This is a genomic window from Paenibacillus chungangensis, assembly GCF_042675905.1.
GTDB classification, from domain to species: domain Bacteria; phylum Bacillota; class Bacilli; order Paenibacillales; family Paenibacillaceae; genus Pristimantibacillus; species Pristimantibacillus chungangensis.
In genome coordinates this window covers 85,667-107,499 of record NZ_JBHTJZ010000035.1, presented here as the reverse complement: position 1 = coordinate 107,499, position 21,833 = coordinate 85,667, and the positions used below count along the sequence as shown (strand labels likewise).

The window sequence follows — 21,833 nt, the reverse complement described above, 5'->3', positions numbered from 1 at the left end:
CTCTGCGTCCATACATACTGCAGACTGGACGGATCGACGCCGCTCCCATCATCGCTGACAGTTACAGCAGTGGAAGCCGATGTGGCATAGGTTTCATTCCCGTTCATATTAAAGACGACCTCGGGTGCGCTGTTGTCCATACGGAAGCGATGCGACCCGGCCTGTACCTCATTGCCCGCTATGTCCTTCGCTTGCACTTGTAAATACCAGTCGCCGTCCACGCCGTTCAGCGACAGGGTGTCTCCGCTTGCGAAGCCGCTCCATGCCGCACCCCCGTCCGGTGTGCTTGCGCTCTGCGTCCATACATATTGCAGACTGGACGGATCCATGCCACTTCCATTCTCGCTGACGGTTACGACAGTGGAAGCCGATGTGGCATACGTTTCATTCCCGTTCGTGCCCAAATGTACGACCGGTACGGTTGTATCCACCCGGACTACGTAGGATGCCGTCAGCACATTGTCCGCACTGTCTACCGTTTTCACATCCAACGTGTGTTGGCCTTCACTGCTGAACGCAATCGGCGCGGCATAGGGCTGCCAGGACGATCCTCCATCCAGGGAATAGGTTGTGGAGAGTACATCCACTCCATCTGTCGTCTGGTTCGTATACACGCTTGCCGTCACACTTTGATTCACCCAATCGCCATCGTTATATTCGCTGCCGTTGTCCAGCTTCAAGGCGACATCAAGCTCCAATCCGCTGCGAGTGATATTGATCAAGCGGGTCGGTGAGCTTATATTGCCGACCTTATCCATTGCCCTCACCATCAACGTATGTGCACCTTCGGCTGTGAAGGAAAGCGGAGCGCTGTAAGGTTCCCACATGCTGCCGTTATCCAGCGAATACTGCAGACTGTCGAGTCCGCTCAGCCCGTCCGAGGCGCTTATGCTGGCCGTCACATTCTGATTCGTCCAGCTTCCGCTTGTATAAGCAGAACCATCCTGCTTCTGCAGCTCGATCTCTACCGCAGGAGCCATGTTGTCCAGACGGAAGCGGTTCGATCCGGCAGCCACATCATTGCCCGCTTCATCGGCAGCCCGGATGTGCAAGTACCAGTCGCCGTTTGCACCACTATGCGATAAAGTGTCCCCGCTTGAGAAGCCGGTCCATGCTGCACCGCCGTCTGGCGTACTGGAGCTTTGCGTCCAGACAGCCTGCAGGCTGTCCGAATCGACGCCGCTCTCGCCATCGCTAACAGTGACAGTCGTCGAAGCTGATGGCGCATACGTCTCATTCCCGTCCGTGCCATAGCTGACCACAGGAGTATTGTTGTCCAGACGGAAGCGGTTCGATCCGGCATTGACAACATGGCCCACTTCATCAGCAGCCTTGATATGTAAATACCAATCGCCACTCACACCGCTGCGCGATAAAGCATCCCCGTTAGAGAAGCTTGCCCATGCGGCGCCGCCGTCCGGCGTACTGAAGCTTTGTGTCCATATATATTGCAGGCTGTCCGGATCGACGCCGCTCTCGTCATCGCTCACGGTAACGGTGGTCGAAGCAGATGCCGCATAACTCTCACTTCCGTTGGTGCCCAAGCTGACGGAAGGCGCTGTTGCATCCTTCATAACGGTTAGGGTGTATGTCTTTCCGTTCAGGAAGTATGGCTCCACATGCGCTTGAATGACAGTGGAGTCTCCTGTCAATGGAACATGAACTGCCGATCCGCTTGTCTCATAAGTCCCGTTGATCTGAAGTTCGGCATATTGGGGACTCGCCAGCGTCGCCGTTACATTCACGTTCGCGACCGAGGGGTTGACGTATCCCGTATAACTGGTGACATTGGGATGGAAGTTCGGGCTAATCATACCTGCATCGACGTTCATATTATTTAAATTCATATTGCCAGGGATCTGGGCTTGACCATAGCTCCCATCCCCCCATGCCACGATGCTGCCGTCCGCCTTTAATGCCAAGGAATGGTATCCTCCAGCAGCAATCGCTACGACACCACTCTTTGCTGTAGTCGGAACGGTCGTTTGCCCGTAATTGTTACTACCCCAAGCGATGACACTTCCATCCCACTTCAACGCTAAGGAATGCTCGAATCCAGCAGCAATCGCTACGACCCCGCTCTGCGCTGCAGACGGGACGTCCGTTACAGCAAATCTATTGTCGCCCCACGCAACCACACTGCCATCCGATTTTAATACTAAAGAATGGATTGGTCCGGCCGCAATGGATACCACGCCGCTCTGTGCTGCAGTCGGAGCAGTCGCTTGGCCATTAACATTATAACCCCATCCCACCACACTGCCGTCCGACTTTAATGCCAAAGTATGATTGCCTTGAGACGCAATCGCTTTGACGCCGCTTTGCGCTGCGGGCGGGACTGTCGCTTGACCTGCATTGTTGATCCCCCACGCGATGACACTACCATCCGTCTTTAACGCCACAGAATGGTTAGTTCCTGCCACAATCGACGCCACACCGCTCTGCGCTGCGACTGGAATCGTCGTTTTTCCATGCTCTGAATCCCCCCATGCAATGACACTGCCATCCGACTTTAACGCCACAGTATGATTGTAACCAGAACCAATCGATACCACGCCGCTTTGCGCTGCCGGCGGGATGTTCGTTTGGCCCCTATCATTCCTCCCCCATGCGACGACACCTCCGTCCGACTTCAAGGCTACGGAATGGTTATAACCAGCAGCGATTCCTCTTGCTTTTACTGGCTTCGATATTTGTGCCGGGACATTTAGTTGACCATAGCCATTCATTCCCCAGGCCACTACATTGCCGTCTGCCTTTAACGCCATAATATGATTGAATCCACCGGCAACCGCCACGACGCCGCTCTGCGCATCAACAGGGACAGTCGTCCAATCAAAATTATAATATTTTCCCCAGACTACGACAGAGCCGTCCTCCTTTAATACGATGGAGTAACTACTTTCTGCTCCAACTGCGACAACACCGTTTTGCGCATTGGTAGGGACACTCGCTTGACCAAAATTATTATCTCCCCACGCTACAACGGAGCCATCCGTCTTCAACGCCAAGCTATGGTAGAGCCCAGCGACAATCGCCACAACACCATTTTGCGCCGCGGTCGGGACGCCCGTCTGTTCAAATGCATTGTCGCCCCACGCGACAACACTGCCATCTGCCTTTAACGCCAAGGAATGATTGAATCCTGCCGAAATCGCCACAACACCGCTTTGCGCATTGGCAGGGACAGTCGCTTGACCGTAAAGATTATTGCCCCAGGCAACAACACTGCCGTCCGACTTCAAAGCCAGCGCATGTTTGCGTCCGGCCGCAAAGGCCACGACGCCGCTCTGTGCAGCGGCAGGGATATTCAATTGACCGCTATCATTTCTTCCCCAGGCGACGACGGAGCCGTCCGATTTTAACGCCAAGGAATAGTATTCGCCAGCCGCAATGGCCACTACGCCGTTCTCCGCAGCGGCGGGAACATTGGCTTGCCCGTGGTTGTTAGATCCCCACGCTGCAACGGAGCCATCCGCCTTCAACGCCAAGGAATGATGACCTCCGCCCGCAATGGCCACGACGCCTCGTGAACCTGATGCTGATTGTGCCGCTGCTGCGGTAGGCTGCCATCCGGGCAGTTCGATCACGCTTATTACTAGTATAAGGACCAGGATCATAGACACTCTGCTTTGAACTCTTCTTTTCACCTTTCGCGCTCCTCTTCCTCTTCATTTCATAGCTTCTATACGACTCGCAATGTAGAATTGGCTATGATGCTTGCTTATTCTCGCATATTTGCCGCCATGTATTCTTAAAGGATTCTTAAAATTTCTCTTTTCTCATTTGGATAAAGTATTCAATCTTGTAAGGATTGTTGTACTATAGTACAAACACGTTTCTTCAGAGGACATGAATAGGCGGTTATCACTTTTTTGGAGGCTACAGCGAAATTATGAAACTCTCTTTGAAATTATGGCTGTACTTTATTGTCAGCAGCGCCGCAGCTATTGTGTTGGCCGTCACGCTTGCTCTCACCTTAGGACAAATATTGCAGCCCGGCCATACCTATGAAACATTAAAAGCAATGGCAAACGAAATGATCTTAGAGGTCAATCAAAACGGGGGAAAGGAGGCAACGCTCATTGAAGTCACGGAGGTCTATCAATCCCAGCACCCTTCATTTGTTTTTGAGTGGCTCCATACTGACGGTGCGATTGTATATGCCTCGGACGGTCGAACGCAGGCATACAGCCCTTCCGAGCTCATCCATCTGCTAGCTAACGAATCGGACACCTATTGGGACCTGGAACACCCCGTCAGTATGATGTATCCGGCCGACATTTCGGGGCACAACTACTATTTGTATATTGAGATCCCCCCGGAAGCCATGAGGGAATCACAAATGCTTTTATATTTCCGTTCATGGACGTCTCTTCTCTCTCTGTTCATTCCCTTTCTCGTATTTATCATTACGCCGTATTTCTTTACCTATCATTTCTTTCATGCTTTGCGCAAACGGTTAAAAGGGATAAATGAAGCCCTGTCTGGCATGTCGATAGATCGCCGCCGTGAAATCCATGACGACCATAACGATGAAATCGGTCAACTCGCCCATCATTTCAATGCGATGTCGAAGCGGATTCGTGAGCAAGTCGCACAGATTCAAGATCAGGAAACCAAGCGAAAAACGTTGATTTCCAACTTATCTCATGATCTGCGGACGCCTCTCACAAATATTCTTGGTTACGCGCAAGCCATACAGAGAGGCATATATAAAAACGAAGACGAGTTGCAAGCCCATGCCGCTATTATCCTAAGCCGCTCGCAATACATAGAAAAACTGATTAACGCGTTGTTTCAAGTGTCGCAATACGATCTACATGGCGTACAAATTCAGAAAAGCCCTACCCAATTAGCTGGAATGTTAAGAAAAGTTCTGGCAGAATACATCGCGGTGCTGGAGTCAAAGGGCATCGAAATGGATATTTCAATTCCGGAAATAAGCATGACCTTGATGGCTGATGTTAACTTACTGGAACGTGCGATGCGCAACTTGATCGATAACGCGATAAAATACGGAGCAGCTGGAAATTATCTGAGAGTGGAGTACAAGGAGACGGAAGAGGGGGTATCCCTATCTGTCATCGATCGCGGACAAGGCGTTCCCCCAGAACAGCAGCCGTTTCTCTTTGACCGATTCTATCAGGGCAGTCAGAATCGAAGCAGCGAGGGCTTCGGCATTGGATTATCCATTGTTAAGGAAATCGCTCATGCCCATGGTGGAGAGGTGTCCCTGTACAGCGTACCCGGCAAGGAAACGCGCTTCACGGTGACATTGCCCCGGTGATATAATAGTTACATTAAAAAAGTAGGCGTGTCGCTATCACGAGGAGGTAACCCACTTGACTGATTCCCGAATCCTTATCGTAGATGACGACCCGGACATTCGTCATTTAATAGGCATTCACTTGCAAGAAGAAAGCATGCCTTATGCAGAGGCAAGTAGCGGAGAGGAAGCGTTGCAATTGCTGCAGCGGGAATCCTTTGATTTAATTATATTGGATCTGATGATGGATGACACGGATGGCTTGCAAGCTCTGCAGCATATCCGATCTTCCCATAACCACACCCCTGTCATTGTTGTGAGCGCTTTAAGCGAAACGGAGAAAAAAATCAAAACGCTTGGCTTGGGAGCGGACGATTATGTGACCAAACCATTCATCCCCAGCGAGCTCGTTGCCCGGGTGCTGGCCAATATTCGGCGAAGTCGAAGTCCACTGACCACGGTAACTGCCAATCGCCTTCAATTCGGGCCTATTATTCTTCATTTAGACTCGCTATCGATGGAAAAAGAAGGGGAGAAATTCCAGCTCACGCAAACAGAATGCGACTTGCTATCGGTATTTATGCGTAAGCCCGGTCATACGTTCACGAAAGACGAGCTGTATCAAGCCGTCTGGAATCATGATCAATATGACCCTAATAGTCTTAGCGTATATATCAATTTCCTGCGAAAAAAAATCGAAGATAATCCGAAGATGCCCTCATACATTCAGACGATACGCGGAATCGGATATCGATTTACAGAGAGTTGATCAAGGAAGGGGCTGTCCTTCGCGATGAACAGGACCGCCCTTCCCTATATTCGACTTTCTTATGCGTCCTCATCCAGTTCCTTCTCCATTCTGCCCCGAAGCCGCGATGGTCGCCACACGCCAACATACAGCAATGCAGCTGCGAGAGCGGCAACAGCGGGGAGCGCTAAGTCTCGAATGAAGAGCGTTATCCCGCAAGGCAGCCAGAGCAAGATCACTCCCGTCAAGCTCGCCCATCTGTCAACTGACATGACTCCATCCATGTGTTGGCGTTCAGGCAGCGGATAGATCTGCTTCCATACCGTATAGCGATGGCTATGCCTCAGACTGCCGAGCTGCACACAATAGAACAGCGTGAACAACAGATAAGCCAGTACCGCACCCCATCCTTGGCCGTACCCTTCTCCCGCAGCCCAGAATACGACTATTCCACCCAGCAGAAGCAAGCGGACAAGAATTCCGCCTATCTCCGTGCGGAACAGAGTAGCCGCATATAAATATTGGAATGTACGCGACCTGCTGAAGCTTATTGTCGGCAGCAGCCATGCCAGATAGCTCCTGCGCTTGATGCGTGAAGACACTACTGGCACATCGATGAACATACTGAAGAACAGCCCAATCCGTCTTCGCGTATTCGCCTCTTCTTCAATGAATCGCTCCCAGGGCAGCTTCTGCGCATTGGGAAGCCGATACAGAAGCGCCATGATGGCAAGAGCAAGTATGCCTGTCCCAGATGCTATCCACCAGCTATAGCTTAACGCTACCCACAACACAGCGGCAGTCAGCAGCCATCTAAGCAAGCGATACGCCGTACGCTGAGAGCTCCAGTTCAACTGGCGCTCTCTCCAAGCTCCAGCGGCATTAACCAGCTTCAGAGCAATTGCGGTCAGCACCAGGATGGCCGCTTCGCCCTCATGAATGCCTTGACGATAAATCGGCATATACAAGAGAAGCACAACTGCCGCAACGGAGAAGCTCAATCTTGCTGAACGAAGCAGCGAGTCCCGCAAGTATATGCCCATCTCATGCTCTTTCGGCATCAGATAGACCGTATCCGCCGGACGAAGCAAGGTACGCAGCGGGCTCCAGCACAATACCGGTGTCAGAACGGCAACACCTGTCGTTGCAATAGGGAAATTAGAGGGCAGATCGCTAATCAACTTCCCATAGCCGATTGCCGACACGATAAATACCAGCGACAGGAAGCCAGGAAAGCCGCTTTGTCCCATATAGCGAATATAAGGCATGATCTCTCGGCGGAAGGCAGCAGCCCGATCTCGCCTAATGGACTCTGGCTTCCACGCGGCGGCCATTACGGGGCACCTCCGGCGACCAGTCGATAGAACGCCTCCTCCAGCGTCCCCCTCCCCTTCTCCAATCCGGCAGCCAAGAGCACTTGCTCAAGATTACCGTAAGCCACCACTTCTCCGTGATGAAGCACGACGAACTTGTCGCAATAGGCTTCCACCGTGGATAGAATATGAGAGCTCATCAGAATAGCCGCCCCTTGCGACTTCACTGCTTCAAGCTCGTCCAGCAGCGAGCGTATACCCAGCGGATCAAGCCCAAGGAAAGGCTCATCAATAATGTATAGCGGAGGAGCAGCCAACAATGCGCTCATAATCATCACCTTCTGGCGCATCCCCTTCGACAAGTGGGCAGCGAACGCCTTCCGCTTCGGCTCCATCTGATACCGACGCAGCAGTGACTCCACTCTGCGATCATAATCGCTGTCCTTGACAGCGTAAGCCATGCCGCTTAGTCGCAAATGCTCCTCCACTGTCAATTCGTCATACAAGACTGGAGACTCCGGCACATAAGCGAAAGCCTCCCTGTATCGTTCCGAATTTTCCGCCAGCGTCACCTCAGCCACTCGTACACTTCCGCTCTGCGGAGTCAACAGCCCCAATATGTGCTTGATCGTTGTGCTTTTGCCCGCGCCGTTCAATCCGATCAGACCGACCATCTCGCCCGCTTCCACCTGAAAGCTGACGTCATGCAACACGGGCTTACGGGGATTATATCCCCCTGTTAATCCTGCTACCTGCAGTACACTCACTATCCTTCACCCCGGATCTTCCTATAATAACCACTTTACATCAGCATAAAGGATTCCTCCAAGGATAGCAAAATTACGGGGACCCGAAATGTATAAGAAAACAAGCTGCTCCCCATCAACCGAGGAACAGCTTGTCGCATTAAGACAGAATTTCGATACGATCCACTTTGTTGTCGTCACCGGAGACCTTGACGACTTGGTCCGCCTTCAGCTTGGCAACATCGCCTACAATGACTACGTCATCAGCGATATCGTAGATGACATAATTGGTTTCATTATTCGTTGTCACCTTTAAGGTAAGCTTCTGAAGCTTGGCATTAGAATTAAAGGTTAAGGATTGAATAAGGCCCACTTCCGTAATGTCATCCTCTTCCGCATTTTGCGTCACTTCAATGAAGACGACTTTGCCCTGGTATGTACGCAGGAACACCTTGTCGCCCGCTTGCAGAGCGCTGATCGGCGCTTTCACATCATCTCTGAAAATAAAGACGTTGGCGTCGAACGGCAATGTCAACAGGGTGCCGTCGTTCTTCGTAATTGTCAATGCGCCATTGGTCGGAGCAACTTTCACCTCACCGTATATCGCGCTGGCGTCATGGTCCGGCATCTCGCTGTCAGTACGGTCCAGCAGCGCAGCAAGCTCTGCACGGGTTACCGGCTGGTTCGGACGGAACGTTTTGTTGCCGCGCTTATCTTCATATCCGGTAATGATCCCCTTCTGCAGCGCCAGCGCCACATAGCCGACAGAACCGGCCGGAATTTCATGCGCATCCTTGAAGTCCAACTTCGTATTGTTAAGCGCCTTCGCTTCATCCTCCAGCTTCAACGCCTTAATGAGCAGTATCGTAGACCACAATCTTGTCGCGTTTGCTTCCGGCTTTACTTCGGATTCATTTTCGAAGAACAAGTCATTCTCCAGAGCAACCGCTACATAGCCCACTGCCCATGGATATTTCTTCTCGATTTTATCGGCATCCTTGAACTGCAGCTCTGTGCTCATCTCTTCTGCCGATTCCGCTTGCGCGCGCAGCCCCATCAGACGGACGGCGGCAGTCAGCGTTTCAATGCGGGATATTTTTTGCTTCGGCTTGAATGTACCGTCTTCATAGCCGGTGAATACCCCTTTGGACGCCAAGCGCATAATGTACTCCATCGCCCACTCCAGCTCTTCTTCATCTTCGAAGTGCCATCTTACTTTATATTTGTCATCGTCGTCGTCTTCATCGTCATCGTCGTCATCGTCGTCGTCATAATCTCTTTTATCGTCATACCAGCCTTTCCCTTTGCCACGATCATCGTCATGTCCCTTGCCATGGGCTAATGCCGAAGTGCCTCCGCTCGCCAGCAATACAAGGGCCATTGAACCGATCAGTGTTTTTTTCCATTTGTTTTTTCCTGTCAAAAAAGCCACTCTCCTTTAACGATTGCGGACAAGCCGCATTTTATCCTTCGCCCATAATGTTCGGAGAGATCGGATCGTTTCAAGGGGTGGCCTTAAAAAATATTAAGATTTATCTTGCTGACGTTTCTCCTTCAGCCATTTCGGCGCGCCTTTATTCTTGTCGTCGCGCTTCCTGCTGGATTTCTTCCGGCTCGGAGCCGGTGTCGGCTTCGACCGTTCACTGGCAGTAGTCACGGCTGCTTCGTGAGCTGTGACAGGTGGTCGCGGAGCAGAATCCGGCTGCTTCGTCCGGGATGGCGCTGACGTCTTCGGCTTATAGCGGGTCGCTTCGCTTAATTGCTCCTCCGTCAACAGTTGGCCCCGGAACATCGTCCGCTCTTCAAGGGCGATGCCAAGCTCCTTGCGGAACTTGTTCATAATGAATTTCTCCTGATGCGAGATAATCGTGACAACTGTCCCCGAGCGCCCCATTCTTCCTGTACGTCCCGCGCGATGCACATAATGGTCGGCATCTATAGCTGGATCAAGCTGGAGCACAAGCGGCAACGCTTCGATGTCCAGTCCGCGGGCGGCCACATCTGTCGCAAGCAGCAATTGGCAGCGACCGTCGCGGAACTTGGCCAGCGTCGCAGCTCTGCGCTGCTTATCCGCATCCCCGTAGATCACTTCTGCACTGAAGCCCTCGTACTTCAACTTCGACTCCCAATTGGATATGTCATTCGTATCGTTCAGGAAGAGCAGAGCGGACGAAGGGTTCAACAGACGCAGTAGTCGTCTGACGGTATCGAACTTGTCCCGCTTATCGCACTGCACATAATAGTGCTGAATGCTTTCCGCGACTCGCACGTCCGGTTGAATGCCGATATGGCCCGGGTTCGACATCCAACGCCCCTCGTATCGTGCCATATCCGGCGGGAAGGTCGCTGAGAAGAATGCCATCTGCCGATTCTTCCCCATACTGAACAGCACGGACTCCAGATCTCTGGATGATCCTAGCTGGAATGTCTGATCCGCCTCGTCGATAATAACATGGCGGACGCCTTGCAACTTCAGCTTCTTCACCTTGAGCAGCTCATGTACCCGCCCCGGCGTTCCGATGACCAGCTGCGGTCGGAGCTTCAGCTTCTCAATCTGTCGCTTCATCGCCGCCCCGCCGATTAACTGCTGTACCCGGATACCCAGCGGTTCCGCATACTTTTCCGCTACCCGTACAATCTGCATCGCCAGCTCCTGCGTAGGCGACAGAATTACCGCTCCGATAACATCCGACTTCGGGTCCAGCTGCTGCAGGACGGGAAGCAAGAACGCTAGCGTCTTGCCGCTGCCCGTCTGGGATCGTACAGACAGATCACCGCCTTCTAACAGCGCCGGGATAGCGGCTTGCTGCACTTCTGTCGGTTGACCGATGCCCTCCTCCCGAAGCAGCTGACATAATTTCTCATGAATACCCAGCTCTAACCATGTTTTTCCCATGTATCAATACCCTCTCTTACCCCTATGGAGTTACTTCCGATTCAATATACCGCCGAACAGTCTGTCGGCTAACCGTGGGAATAAGCCGTACAGCTTCATGCCTACGCCCGCCGCCTTGGGCAGGTCCAGCTCGGCTCGCTTCCGCTCCATGACGCGCACGATGCATAACGCTACATAGTCCGGCTTCATCATGAACCACTTTATATTGTTCACATAATGGCCTTCCGGATCAGCCAGCGAAAAAAAATCGGTATCGATCGGCCCCGGATTAACTGCCGATACATGAATGCCCTGCGGCCTCAATTCCATGCGCATCGCATTGGTCAAGCCGAGCACCGCATGCTTGGTGGCGGAGTAGGCGGAAGACTTCGCCGAAGCGAACTTGCCCGCCATGGAAGCGATATTGACAATGTGCCCGCCTCCCTGCCGCTGCATATAGGGCAAGGCCGCCTTCGCGCAGCGCACAATGCCCATATAATTGGTCTCCATCATCGCTTGAAAGCGCTCGACAGGCATATCCTCGAAATTCAAAAACTCACCATAACCGGCGTTGTTCAACAATATATCGATTCTGCCATATCGTTCAATTATCGCTTCGGCTGTCGCCTGAACTTGCCGATCATCTGTGACATCCATCACATAATAACTGCATCGTTCTCCGATCCGGGCTGTATGCTCCCTTAGCTTCTGTTCATTGCGCCCGGTCAATATCGGAATCGCTCCTCGCTGGGCCAACAGCGCAGCCGTCTTCGCGCCGATCCCGCTGGATGCGCCAGTGATCCATACGATTGTTCCGTTCAACATCTCCATCACCCAATCCAAGTGTACTTCATATCTGCCATCATAGCAAAAAAAATCCCCTTGCAGCAGAAACGGAAAAACACGATGAAATCGTGTTCCGTTAAACGCGCCGCAAGGGTTATTGTCACCGCCATTCCAGCTAAGAAGCAACCAGTACTTGAATATCCAATTGACCAATTCCATCCATAATGAGCGGAACCGTCAGCGCCTTCGTTACCGAAAAATTCATAGCGCCGGCAGACTGGATCACTTGAGGAGGGGTAATATCGACCGTGACGCCTTGGTTATACAGGAGCATGCTGGCGTTCCCGCTAATCATATTGCCCAGCTCAGAGATAGCGCTACGTCCCATCTCGTCAATCTCCGAGATCGCATAGCCGCCCATCATCGCCGATACCATCTTCAACGCTACCCCTTCACTTAGCCCGAATACGATGTTTCCGTTCATTTGGCCATTCATACCGATCTGAATCCATATGTGGTTCTCGATGTAAGTGATGTCTTTCATACCTAATTGTCCCGTTGCAGGCCGTATTTGTACGACTTGCTCGATGACAACGATGGCCGACTCCAAAAACGGATTAATATACTCTGCCTTCATTAAGAGGAATCGCTCCTTTTTCGACAAAATTCGCCATTCATTTTATAGCTACCATTATACTTGATACAATAGGACAAGTATACTATTGATATCATTATTCGGCCTTAAGACCTATAAAAAAGTGAATGGCGAAAGTATCAAAAGAAACGTTATTGTCGTAATAAACGCTGTCTTTAAATTGCGGCCCCTTCATGCCGCTGTCGCCGATAGTTCATTCGAATCAAACGCAGACGCTCATATAGCTTGTCCGCCTGCACCTCTCCATTCCCCTCTCCGTATACTTGCTGCATGACAGGCTTCAGATAGCGGTCTCCCAGCAAGGAAAGCGATTCTCGCACGCGCTGCTTCTCTTCCTCCGGAACGGTCAGCAGCTCCCTCTTCAGGAACGGTTCAATGTCATACCCTTCCTGATCCAATTGTTCAATACGCATTATAAGCTCCCTGCGAGGTAGAGATAATTCCTTCTCCAGTTGATCCAGCGTACCGTCGCGATGAAGCATGGAGAGAATTGTCTTGTTCTCTCGATGACGCTCCATCAACGATTGATACTTTTGTTCTTTCTGCTTGAACAGCCATTCGGTGTAGCTGCTGGTATCCAGTTCGTCTGCGACCCAATCCAGAGGGAAGGTTGTGTTCCGCTCAGTTCCGGAAGTAATCGCTAATACAGCTTCTCCGTAAAGCTCGTTTTTGGCTGCCCCCCAACCGGGAATCTGCATCAATTCTTCCTTCGTCTGCGGCACGAAGGCGCTGATCATCCATAGTATGCGGTTGGTCGCAATGATATAGGCGGATTTCCTCTCTGTTGTCGCAGCGGATCGACGCCATTCCCGAAGCTGCTGGAACAATTCATCCTTATAATGTAATTCTCCGTAGCACTGCAGCATCGAACGGAATCCTCCGTTGATGGTTCTGCCATCATCCAGCATGCCGTCTATGATGGGCGTATATCCTTTTCCCATCACTTTGGCCACGCCATGCCGGAATGTCATTAACATCTCCTCCCATGATGTCCCCTCGAACCAAGTAACCGGCTCCTCCTCCTGATCCTTCACTTCCATCCACAGCACCGACCACACGCCTTGCCGTTCGCAGATCGACAGCTGAGCCGTTGTCACGTCATGATCGACTCCTGCCTTCTCGAATGTGTTCAAAAATACGATTTCCATAGCGTAACACACCTTTCTATTCTTAATGTGGCGAATCATGTCAGCAGACGTCAAAAAAGCACCCCTCCCGCAGTGATCTGCAGAAGGGGTGCTTCCCCGACAATCTCTTCCTATGTTCGTTTGTATACATGCTACCACAAAGTGAAAATTATGGCAAGTGGATCATGCATTTATCGCAACGGAAGCCGGAACAGCTTGGCGCTGCTTGCTATCGATCCATTTAAACACGGGGTTGGTGATAGATTTAATGACCAGCGAGGCTGCCACACATAATAAAATTAACCACAGGAAGATCAGCACCGGATGCTTCGGGAAGAAGGTAAGGTCGGGGAATATTGTTTGGTAAAAAAACATATGGGTCAGCCAAATATTTGTCGAGTGCGAGCTGATATAAGCCATCCCCTTCCGCACCGCCGGTCCTTTCTTCAATAATAAATAGAGGCAAATGATAGCGACTGCATTGAGCGGCGCGATGACGGAGGATTCAATCGCCATATGGAACAGAAACAGGAGAACGAATCCAAGCAGACAGACGATTTGGAGATGGGGCAGTTTATGAAGTCTGTTATAGATACGTGAATAGACTTTATATTTGGCGAACAGCGCCCCGACGACAAACGAAAAAACGGAGGTGCCGAACAATACGCCGACATTATTGACATATAAGAGTACGTTATTCTGCCCGATATCGATGATAGCCCAGTACCGCTGCATATGAGAGAACAAATATAGAGCTCCCGCAATGAGAAGCAGCGGAGTATAATGTACCCGCTTTACAATTGCAAGCAGAAGAGGCGAGAACAAAACCATCAGAATATAAATCTGTACAAACCACCAGGCGCCGTTCATATGATTGGATAATCCAAGAAAGTCCATCGCGAGCATGTATGTTTTCACCTGCTCCCATTGCTCCGGACGCACGATGAAAAAAAGCGGTACGAACAGCAGAAATACGATCCAGTAGTTGACGTATAGCTTAAGGATGCGAAACAGATTTTTCCTTACACTTTCACGGAGAGGACGATTGCTCATGACATAGAAAGCATAACCTGTTACAAACAAATAAATGGGGCGGCACGCGTCGCCAAGCAAAGCAAGGTAGTAGACAAGCGGTACACCGTTCCATGCCGGATCCGTAATGTAGAGGTCCCCTACTTCCTTTCTCGCAAACAAATGAAGCAACACCATAAGCAAAATGGCTATCCCTTTCAAGTCCCGGGTATCTTGCTTCGATAATTCCATTTCCTGAATGCCCCCCTGTATTTCATTCGTTATAAAGAACAATAACTCATAAACATATTACTTCTTATTCTTCCTTTCTTCAAGTACAATCTCTTCTATCCCTTTAGCGAACGCCCTTAATTATGTTATAGTGTGAGAAAATCTCTATTGTTCCATGATGAAGAGGAGGGCTGCCAGTCATGCAATTGCAGGATTATGACTTTATGTCGGACACGACAGAGGAGACGACGACACGATTTGTAACGTTCATCACACCCAGTGTAAGCCGATTTGATCTGGCCATTACGACAACTGCACGTTTCTATGGCAAGAAGCTTGTTACAGACCTGCAGACCGGAGTTACGGCTATTATCGGACCTGACGATCTGGCGAAGGAAGGTTATCTGGCCTCGGCTTTCAAGCTGAATGAAGAAGAAGCGCAAGATCTTGCCGGATTTTTGTATCTTGTTGTCGGAGAAGTGAATTTTACAGAATAAACTGGGGAATGTATATATTGAAGCCACTACAGATTCAGGAGGGCGTGAGCCAATGAATTCCTACGTCAATGAGAATCGTCAGAAGGAGACCGATGTTGCTTCGGTCGAGTCACAGCGCAACGATCTGATTCCAGAGGAATTCCCGGAAGGACCTTATGGAGCGGACCTACTTAGCGAATCGCTTGGCAAGAGCTCCCCATGGCGGATAGATCAACGACGCACAGGCCGCTTCGGCTACGAAAATGCAGCTCTGCATGAAGGATTGGATCGTGATTATCCCGGTGAAGACAACTACGGTACGGCCGTACCTGAAGTACAGGACGAACCGTAATATGAGAATTAAGTGGAATAAGCCCCTGCCAGGACTTGAGTGTCCTGGCAGGGGCTTCGTTCGTACTTCACATTCATCCATATCCGGGAATCACTTATACCGGATTGAGCTCCAATTCATCTTCTTCATCACGATTGAAGGACTCGCGGTCGAATTCGCCCTCGGAATCCGCCACCAAGAGTGCCGTCACTGTCGTACCCGTAGCATTCACTGCGGTACGTCCCATATCGATGATGGCTTCCACCGCGACAACTAACGCTATGCCCTCCAGCGGCAAACCGATCGCGGTCAATACGACTGTCGTCGATATGGATGCCGGTCCCGGCACGCCCGCCACACCAATAGAAGAGATGACGCTGACCAGGACGATGAGTATATAATCCGTGAAGCTAAGGGATATGCCGAACACTTCCGCGACGAAGACGGAGACGACTGCCGGCCATACGCCGCCGCAGCCATTGAAGTTCATGGATGCGCCGAGCGGAGCCACGAAGCTGGCGATCTTCGGGGAGACACGAAGCCGCTTGGTGATTACCTCCAGATTAATCGGCAAGGTAGCGAAGCTGCTGCGCGTCGTGAAGGCGACAGCCACGGTAGGATACGCTTTCCTGAAAAACTTGATCGGGTTCACTTTTGCAACGAACGATACTAATCCGCCGAACACGAGAACGAAATGAAGTGCCAACGCGACATAGCTGACAAGAATGAGCATGGCCAGAGGCTCCAGCGTTTCCCAGCCATACTTCGCCGCCATAACTGCAATTAGCGCATACACGCCGTATGGCGTAAAGCGGAGCACGAATTTGACGACCTGATGCATAATTTCCGTCGCGGACGAGACGAACGCCTTGACCGGCTGTACTGCTTCTTGCTTTTTCGCGCCAACCTTCACGATCGCTACGGCGATAAACAGAGCGAATATAAGTACGGGAACCACTCTGCCTTCTGCGGCATCATTGAATAGATTGGACGGCACCTGGTCCAAAATGACCTGGAAGAAGCTCGGCACTTCCCTGGCTACGAAATCCGACGATGGCGCTGCGTCCAATCCGGCGCCAGGATTCATCGATACAGCCACAATCAAGCCGATAACAGCAGCTATACCCGTCGTGCCGAGGAACCAGCCGATCGTCTTCACACTAAGCTTGCGAAGATAGCTCAGATTCGTAATAGATATGATACTGTTGATGACGAGAACGAAAACGAGCGGTATGACAAGCATGCGAATGAAGTTCACATAAATTTTGCCGATCGTGCTTACGCCTTCCGTGTCCAGTTGAAATCCGTTGAAAAGAAGTCCCGCGCCCAACCCGAGCCCCAGTGCAATTAATACCCTCGTACCGAATCCGACCCGCTTCTTCGCGAGGACGTACAGCACCCCCAATATGACTGCGGAGACAAGCAAGGATATCCAGTTCGCTTCCAGTGCGTTGATCAAATTATTATCCATAATACCTTCACCCTTTCTTCCTCTCTAATTAGCATGGCATATCTCTCTTCTATATCTATTGCGCATTCGGGTAGAGTAGAATATATCGCAACATCCCACCTCAACACCTTAATACCCTATAGACTTACTTGGATATAAAACATAATAACAGCACAGCCGACAGAACGTCAATCTTTTTTTCTGCTTAGCTGTGCCTGTATTCCGACATTCATTGTTACAGATCGTGAATCGTTACTTCACTTCTTACGAGAAACCGGGCGTTCACTCCCGCCTGACCGATGCCTTTCGATATATAGAACTTTCCAAGCGCATGCTGATGCACTCCCTTATATATACCGCGATCCGGCAACGGTCCCTTTGACTTCAATTTGAAGAAAAAAGGTATGTTCAGCTGCTTGCCGTGGAAGTGCCCCGCCATCATGTAATGGAACTGCTCGCTCATCGTCAAAATGACATTGGGGTCGTGTGTCATGACGATGACCGGCTTGCCATTCTTCCGCACCACATGCTTGAAGGCTCTAGTCGGGCGACTGTGGCCTGTGCTGCTATTGTCGATGCCCACCAGTTGGAAGCGAGGCAGCTGGATACTTTCGTTGCGCAGTACGGGAATGCCGTTCGCGCGGAACAAGCCGATGATTCGCTTCACCCGAGGAAATTCATAATCATGATTGCCCAGCACCGCATAAGCCGGTATGCCGCATGACGCAATCATCCGCACGTACTGTTCCAATCTAGGGAGATACGCTTCCCGATAGGTATAATCACCGGTCAGCAGTATATAATCCGGCTTCGCATCATGAATGATGCGCTTGAGGGCGGATGGAGATACCCGGAGCATATCCACGTGCAAGTCGCTTATTTGCAGAATACGCAACCCCACGCCTATGTTCGCGCGCACACTCTCAACCTTCACCCATTGGGTCGGCAGGATCAATAACAGATAGATCGCAGCCGCCAGCAGAATAACGCCAATAAAAAAAGCATGAGAGCCCCTCCTTCCCTCCATGTTCAGAGCCCTCATATCAGTATAATGAAATTTTGTTCAATGTGCTATGCGCTCGCTTCGGCTCTCAGCTCCGCTTGCTTCTGCAGCAGTTGGCCGAAGAGGCTGGCGTGATTAGCCGCAAGTTTTGCGAATTCGCCCTCTTCCGCAATTCTCCCTTCCTCCATGACGATAACTTTGTCGGCATTGCGAATCGTGGACAAGCGATGGGCGACGACAATAATGGTCATGTTGCCCTTTAGCCTGTCAATCGCCTCTTGAATGCGAAGTTCGTTCTCAACATCCAGTGCGCTGGTCGCTTCGTCCAGCACCAGAATGGACGGCTTGCGTATAATCGCTCTTGCCAGCACAAGGCGCTGCCGCTCACCACCGGACAACCTTATGCCACGGTCGCCGATGACTGTATCCAGCCCATCAGGCAGCTTTCGCACAAATTCGGCGCATGAAGCGAACTCCAGCGCTTCCCAGATCATCTCGTCCGTCGCTTCCAGATTCAACATCGCAAGATTTTCGCGAATGGATGCGTTGAACAGAAACGGTTCTTGCGGCACATAGCTGATCGCTTGACGGTAGGCGAGCAGATTATGTCTGGCGATGGCCGTTCCATCCACCTCGATATAGCCTTCATCCGGCTGCATGAGACCCATAATAATGTCGATCAGCGTGCTCTTGCCCGCTCCGGAAGCGCCTACGACCGCTGTCATGCCCTTAGCGGGGATATGAAGGCGAATGTCGCGAAGTGTGCAGTTCCCTCTCCCCTTATCGTATCGGAAGGTGATATCCCGGCACACAATGTTCCGCTCCAGCAACATTGGAGCTGCGTCTGCGGATTCGCCACGCAGCCGCTCTGCTGCGTGCAAGCTCTCCTTCTGCATGTTGTACAGCGATTGACATGCGGGAATTTTCGCCGCCAGCTGTTCCAGATTGGATTGAATATCCGTGAATCTGGGCCAGAGTCTGGCGAAGATAATCGTAATAATAAGGAGCGCTATGCCTTGAGTCTGGAAGAATGCGAATCCGGCAAGAATGAAGACGGCGATAAGTCCGGCGGAGGACAGCTTGTACAGCAGCTGCGAATTCATCCGATTCCGAATGTAGGACATCTGCTCCTTGACCATCCCGTCCGTCAGATCGCTTAGCCAAGCCAGACGGGACTGCTCCAGTGTGTTACTCTTAATATCTTTCATCCCGTTAATCTGATCGGATATGCCCGCAAGATATGCCTGGGCGTGCATCGACGTCTGATTGCCCAGTTGTTTGGCCCGCTTAATGAATCGGCCGGAGAATACGCCGAGCAGAAGCCCGCAGCCCAATACGAACAACGTGAGCAGTGGCGATATCCATACTGCGATACAGATCTGAATGACAGTGAAGATAGTGGAGGATACAAGCTGCAGAGACAATTGAACGGCTCCGAGCACCCTGGCCAGCTCAATCGTCATCGTATTCACCAGATCCGTATTTCGCTTGCGCATGAAGAACAACCACTCCGCCTCCAGCAATGACTTGTACGCTTCCAGCCGCAGCTTCTTCGAGAAGGTCTGCTGCAGTCGGATGTTATGAATCATCATCTTTCGATAGACAAGATTCTGAGCAAGCGTAGCCAGCAAATAGATGCCAATGACAATAAACAAAGCATGCAGGGTGGAATAGCCGTCCAGCATGCCGGACAGCTTCTCCAACATGCCTTCCGCAGCACCCGCAGAGACGATTCCGATCAATCCGAGCAGCGGCACCAGCAATAACAAAGACGCGCTTTCCAGCAAGCTGCTGAGCGCCATGCCGAATACATTCACGTACAATGCCGCTCCGGAGGAAGCATGCAGCTTCCTCAAGTAATGCATAATGTACTTCATTCGCTTCACTCTCCAGACGCGCTTGCAAATGACTCAACAACTGTAAAATCCTTCATGACATCCGCACCGCTTATGTACAGCGGACCGCTCCGCAGCCAGGCATGCGCAATGAGATTGCCGTCGTCGTCCTTCGCCGTTCCAAGATAGAGTGTCCCGGGAATCCGTCGCCTCTTCAGCATTCTCATGCCGGCAATTGCCCGGACCAGACATTGGCTGTCCCATGGGGTATATCGGCTCATGATCGCAATTGCCGATGTTATGTGCTTAATCGTACGTATGTGTTCCAAGGGAATCTCCTTATGCGTCTCCTGTCGTTTATATCCCAATGTTCCCGCCACCTTCGCGAATGGACGATATAACTGCAGCTTGGCAGCGGCGAGCATCAGATACGCTTCGGTGAACAGCAGCAAGGTACGAACATCAAGCCTGATTAGTGCTTGCAGCTTCCCCATTAACAAGAACGAGCCCCTCTTTCCTCAGATGGTTCAGGAAATCCAGCACTTGCTGCTCACACTCCGTGCGATTGACCTCGTATTCTCCCAGCAGACGATCCACCAGCTCCGCTATCCCGGTGGATTCGCCAATCATTTCCCATATGGTCCCACCGATACTGCCAAGATTGTAATAATTGCCGTTCTGGATGCTGAGCATAACCTTCTCGCCGCCCATGTCGCTCACAATGTTCTGATCGCATGCCATTATTCGATCGGATAAGGAAAGCTTCTCTGTGCTAATCATTTACACTACCTCCTTGTGAATTGTCTCCAATAATAAGGTTGAAAGCTGCTGCGGGCTTGCTCCCTCCAAGGGGCGATGCAGCCGGTATACGTCAATATGCCCTGTGAAGGAAGATAGCAAGCGGAAATGCCAATCCATCAAGCCCATCCGCTTCAATAGAAACCCGCGAAATGTATGTTGAAGCAGCGTATGGAATCGTTCCAGTCCTTCGACCGGTGAAATCGCTGCGTCATGTTCTGTTTTAACAAGTTCAATAACCCCGGCAAGCGGCAATGGCTGCGAACAGAATCCGTCCGACAACGGCACCGCGAATTTGCGTTCCCGTTCGAATAGCGGCTTCAATCCCTCCGCGCTTCTGCCCAGCATATCGATCGTCTCTTGCCATAGCTTTTGCTGCGGGTAAGCCGGCATAGCCTGCGGCATGCCTTCCGCATTGGTGGTGACGGCGATCAGATCATCGCTAAGCAAAGGGTTCCCTTGCTGGATAAGCACCGAAGATAGTGTCGTCTTGCCTGCTCCGGAATGCCCCACAATAGCGTACGCTCTGCCGTTAATCGCAACGGCGCTTCCATGAAGCGGCAATATGCGCTTCTGCAATAGCGTGATGCCCATGCATGTCCCCAACAGATAGAGCCGAATTTTGTCCATGTCTGCGCCATGGAATGGCGATACGAGAATACACTCTCCTGCTTTCATGCCGAAGATTGCCGTATCCGGCACACGTATAAGGACCGTATCTTCATAGATGGCAACGTATTGACTGCTCCGATTAGCAAGCTGCCAGAGGGGAAGCAGTTGATCGAATACAATAGATACTGATCCGTGCATATGCATGATGCCCTCTTCCAGTAGTGGAAGCTCCGGCATCGGTATTTCACTGTCGATCCTTAATCCGAAGGAATAATACGGCCTTAATCCGTTGGACACAGTCATGGCTTCCACTCCAATGCTTATTGCTGATTTGGATAGGGGGAGCGCCCTTATAGACTGCTATAAGGGCGCCCGACTTCTAAGTATCGGTGAGAAGAAAGAAATGCGCGGCGATACTAGCTGTAGTTGACGACATCGTCTTCATGAGCGTCCGGATCCGGTTGGAACTCGTCAGGCGTTCTAATACCGGGACCAGCCATTGTCATATGAACGTCCAGTACTTCCAACTGAGGTTGCTTCCACGCTTTCTTTGCTTGTGTATGCATA

20 protein-coding genes are annotated in these 21,833 nt (G+C 51.2%); 4 read left to right on the top strand and 16 right to left on the bottom strand.

What is annotated here, in order from left to right:
- Window positions 1–3,650, bottom strand: a 3,650-nt coding sequence (locus ACFQ2I_RS18945; RefSeq protein ID WP_377566994.1) for an RCC1 domain-containing protein, incomplete at its 3' end; no start/stop codon positions are given.
- Window positions 3,651–3,895: 245 nt separating this feature from the next.
- On the opposite strand from ACFQ2I_RS18945, the gene ACFQ2I_RS18940 reads away from it, so the two are divergent.
- Window positions 3,896–5,290: a sensor histidine kinase gene (locus ACFQ2I_RS18940; RefSeq protein ID WP_377566992.1), complete on the top strand. Its 1,395-nt coding sequence runs from the start codon at window positions 3,896–3,898 to the stop codon at window positions 5,288–5,290.
- 55 nt (window positions 5,291–5,345) lie between these two features.
- Window positions 5,346–6,038: a response regulator transcription factor gene (locus ACFQ2I_RS18935; RefSeq protein WP_377566990.1), complete on the top strand. Its 693-nt coding sequence runs from the start codon at window positions 5,346–5,348 to the stop codon at window positions 6,036–6,038.
- A 59-nt stretch (window positions 6,039–6,097) separates the two neighbouring features.
- Here the strand turns inward: ACFQ2I_RS18935 and ACFQ2I_RS18930 are convergent, their stop codons facing one another.
- The 8 genes from ACFQ2I_RS18930 to ACFQ2I_RS18895 form a co-directional block, all read right to left on the bottom strand.
- Window positions 6,098–7,351 (bottom strand): ABC transporter permease, encoded by a 1,254-nt coding sequence (locus tag ACFQ2I_RS18930; protein WP_377566988.1) that lies wholly within the window; start codon window positions 7,349–7,351, stop codon window positions 6,098–6,100.
- Complete coding sequence (locus ACFQ2I_RS18925) at window positions 7,351–8,100, bottom strand: ABC transporter ATP-binding protein (protein ID WP_377567006.1); 750 nt, start codon at window positions 8,098–8,100, stop codon at window positions 7,351–7,353. The genes ACFQ2I_RS18930 and ACFQ2I_RS18925 overlap by 1 nt, the downstream gene beginning before the upstream one ends.
- 136 nt (window positions 8,101–8,236) lie before the next feature.
- Entirely contained in the window at window positions 8,237–9,499 is a 1,263-nt protein-coding gene (locus ACFQ2I_RS18920) for an S-layer homology domain-containing protein (protein ID WP_377566986.1), read from the bottom strand.
- 102 nt (window positions 9,500–9,601) lie between these two features.
- Window positions 9,602–10,972: a DEAD/DEAH box helicase gene (locus tag ACFQ2I_RS18915; RefSeq protein WP_377566984.1), complete on the bottom strand. Its 1,371-nt coding sequence runs from the start codon at window positions 10,970–10,972 to the stop codon at window positions 9,602–9,604.
- Between the two features lie 30 nt (window positions 10,973–11,002).
- Window positions 11,003–11,776 (bottom strand): SDR family NAD(P)-dependent oxidoreductase, encoded by a 774-nt coding sequence (locus ACFQ2I_RS18910; protein ID WP_377567004.1) that lies wholly within the window; start codon window positions 11,774–11,776, stop codon window positions 11,003–11,005.
- Between the two features lie 136 nt (window positions 11,777–11,912).
- The gene (locus ACFQ2I_RS18905) at window positions 11,913–12,374 is read right to left on the bottom strand and encodes a chemotaxis protein CheX (RefSeq protein ID WP_377566982.1); all 462 of its coding nucleotides are present in this window, start codon (window positions 12,372–12,374) and stop codon (window positions 11,913–11,915) included.
- A 173-nt stretch (window positions 12,375–12,547) separates the two neighbouring features.
- Window positions 12,548–13,540 (bottom strand): HRDC domain-containing protein, encoded by a 993-nt coding sequence (locus tag ACFQ2I_RS18900; RefSeq protein ID WP_377566980.1) that lies wholly within the window; start codon window positions 13,538–13,540, stop codon window positions 12,548–12,550.
- Window positions 13,541–13,702: 162 nt separating this feature from the next.
- Complete coding sequence (locus tag ACFQ2I_RS18895) at window positions 13,703–14,782, bottom strand: acyltransferase family protein (protein ID WP_377566979.1); 1,080 nt, start codon at window positions 14,780–14,782, stop codon at window positions 13,703–13,705.
- A 179-nt stretch (window positions 14,783–14,961) separates the two neighbouring features.
- Here ACFQ2I_RS18895 and ACFQ2I_RS18890 point away from each other — a divergent pair, with 179 nt between their 5' ends.
- A complete protein-coding gene (locus tag ACFQ2I_RS18890) occupies window positions 14,962–15,258 on the top strand; it encodes a DUF3055 domain-containing protein (protein WP_377566977.1) in 297 nt (98 codons plus the stop codon).
- 52 nt (window positions 15,259–15,310) lie between these two features.
- Window positions 15,311–15,589, top strand: a complete 279-nt coding sequence (locus ACFQ2I_RS18885) for a hypothetical protein (protein WP_377566975.1) — start codon at window positions 15,311–15,313, stop codon at window positions 15,587–15,589.
- Between the two features lie 94 nt (window positions 15,590–15,683).
- On the opposite strand, the gene ACFQ2I_RS18880 is transcribed toward ACFQ2I_RS18885, so the two are convergent.
- The 7 genes from ACFQ2I_RS18880 to ACFQ2I_RS18850 all read right to left on the bottom strand — a co-directional run bounded on the left by ACFQ2I_RS18880 (window position 15,684) and on the right by ACFQ2I_RS18850 (window position 21,832).
- Entirely contained in the window at window positions 15,684–17,039 is a 1,356-nt protein-coding gene (locus ACFQ2I_RS18880) for a dicarboxylate/amino acid:cation symporter (protein ID WP_377566973.1), read from the bottom strand.
- A gap of 214 nt (window positions 17,040–17,253) precedes the next feature.
- Window positions 17,254–18,045, bottom strand: coding sequence for a metallophosphoesterase (locus ACFQ2I_RS18875; protein WP_377566971.1), 792 nt, complete (start codon window positions 18,043–18,045; stop codon window positions 17,254–17,256).
- Between the two features lie 44 nt (window positions 18,046–18,089).
- Complete coding sequence (locus ACFQ2I_RS18870; RefSeq protein WP_377566969.1) at window positions 18,090–19,898, bottom strand: ABC transporter ATP-binding protein; 1,809 nt, start codon at window positions 19,896–19,898, stop codon at window positions 18,090–18,092.
- Window positions 19,899–19,903: 5 nt separating this feature from the next.
- On the bottom strand, window positions 19,904–20,350 hold the full coding sequence (locus ACFQ2I_RS18865) for a lasso peptide biosynthesis B2 protein (protein WP_377566967.1): 447 nt from the start codon (window positions 20,348–20,350) through the stop codon (window positions 19,904–19,906).
- The gene (locus tag ACFQ2I_RS18860; RefSeq protein ID WP_377566965.1) at window positions 20,319–20,636 is read right to left on the bottom strand and encodes a lasso peptide biosynthesis PqqD family chaperone; all 318 of its coding nucleotides are present in this window, start codon (window positions 20,634–20,636) and stop codon (window positions 20,319–20,321) included. Before ACFQ2I_RS18860 ends, ACFQ2I_RS18865 begins: the two co-directional genes overlap by 32 nt.
- A complete protein-coding gene (locus ACFQ2I_RS18855) occupies window positions 20,637–21,569 on the bottom strand; it encodes an aldolase (protein ID WP_377566963.1) in 933 nt (310 codons plus the stop codon).
- A 113-nt stretch (window positions 21,570–21,682) separates the two neighbouring features.
- Entirely contained in the window at window positions 21,683–21,832 is a 150-nt protein-coding gene (locus tag ACFQ2I_RS18850; protein WP_262677981.1) for a paeninodin family lasso peptide, read from the bottom strand.
- Window position 21,833 lies beyond the last annotated feature (1 nt).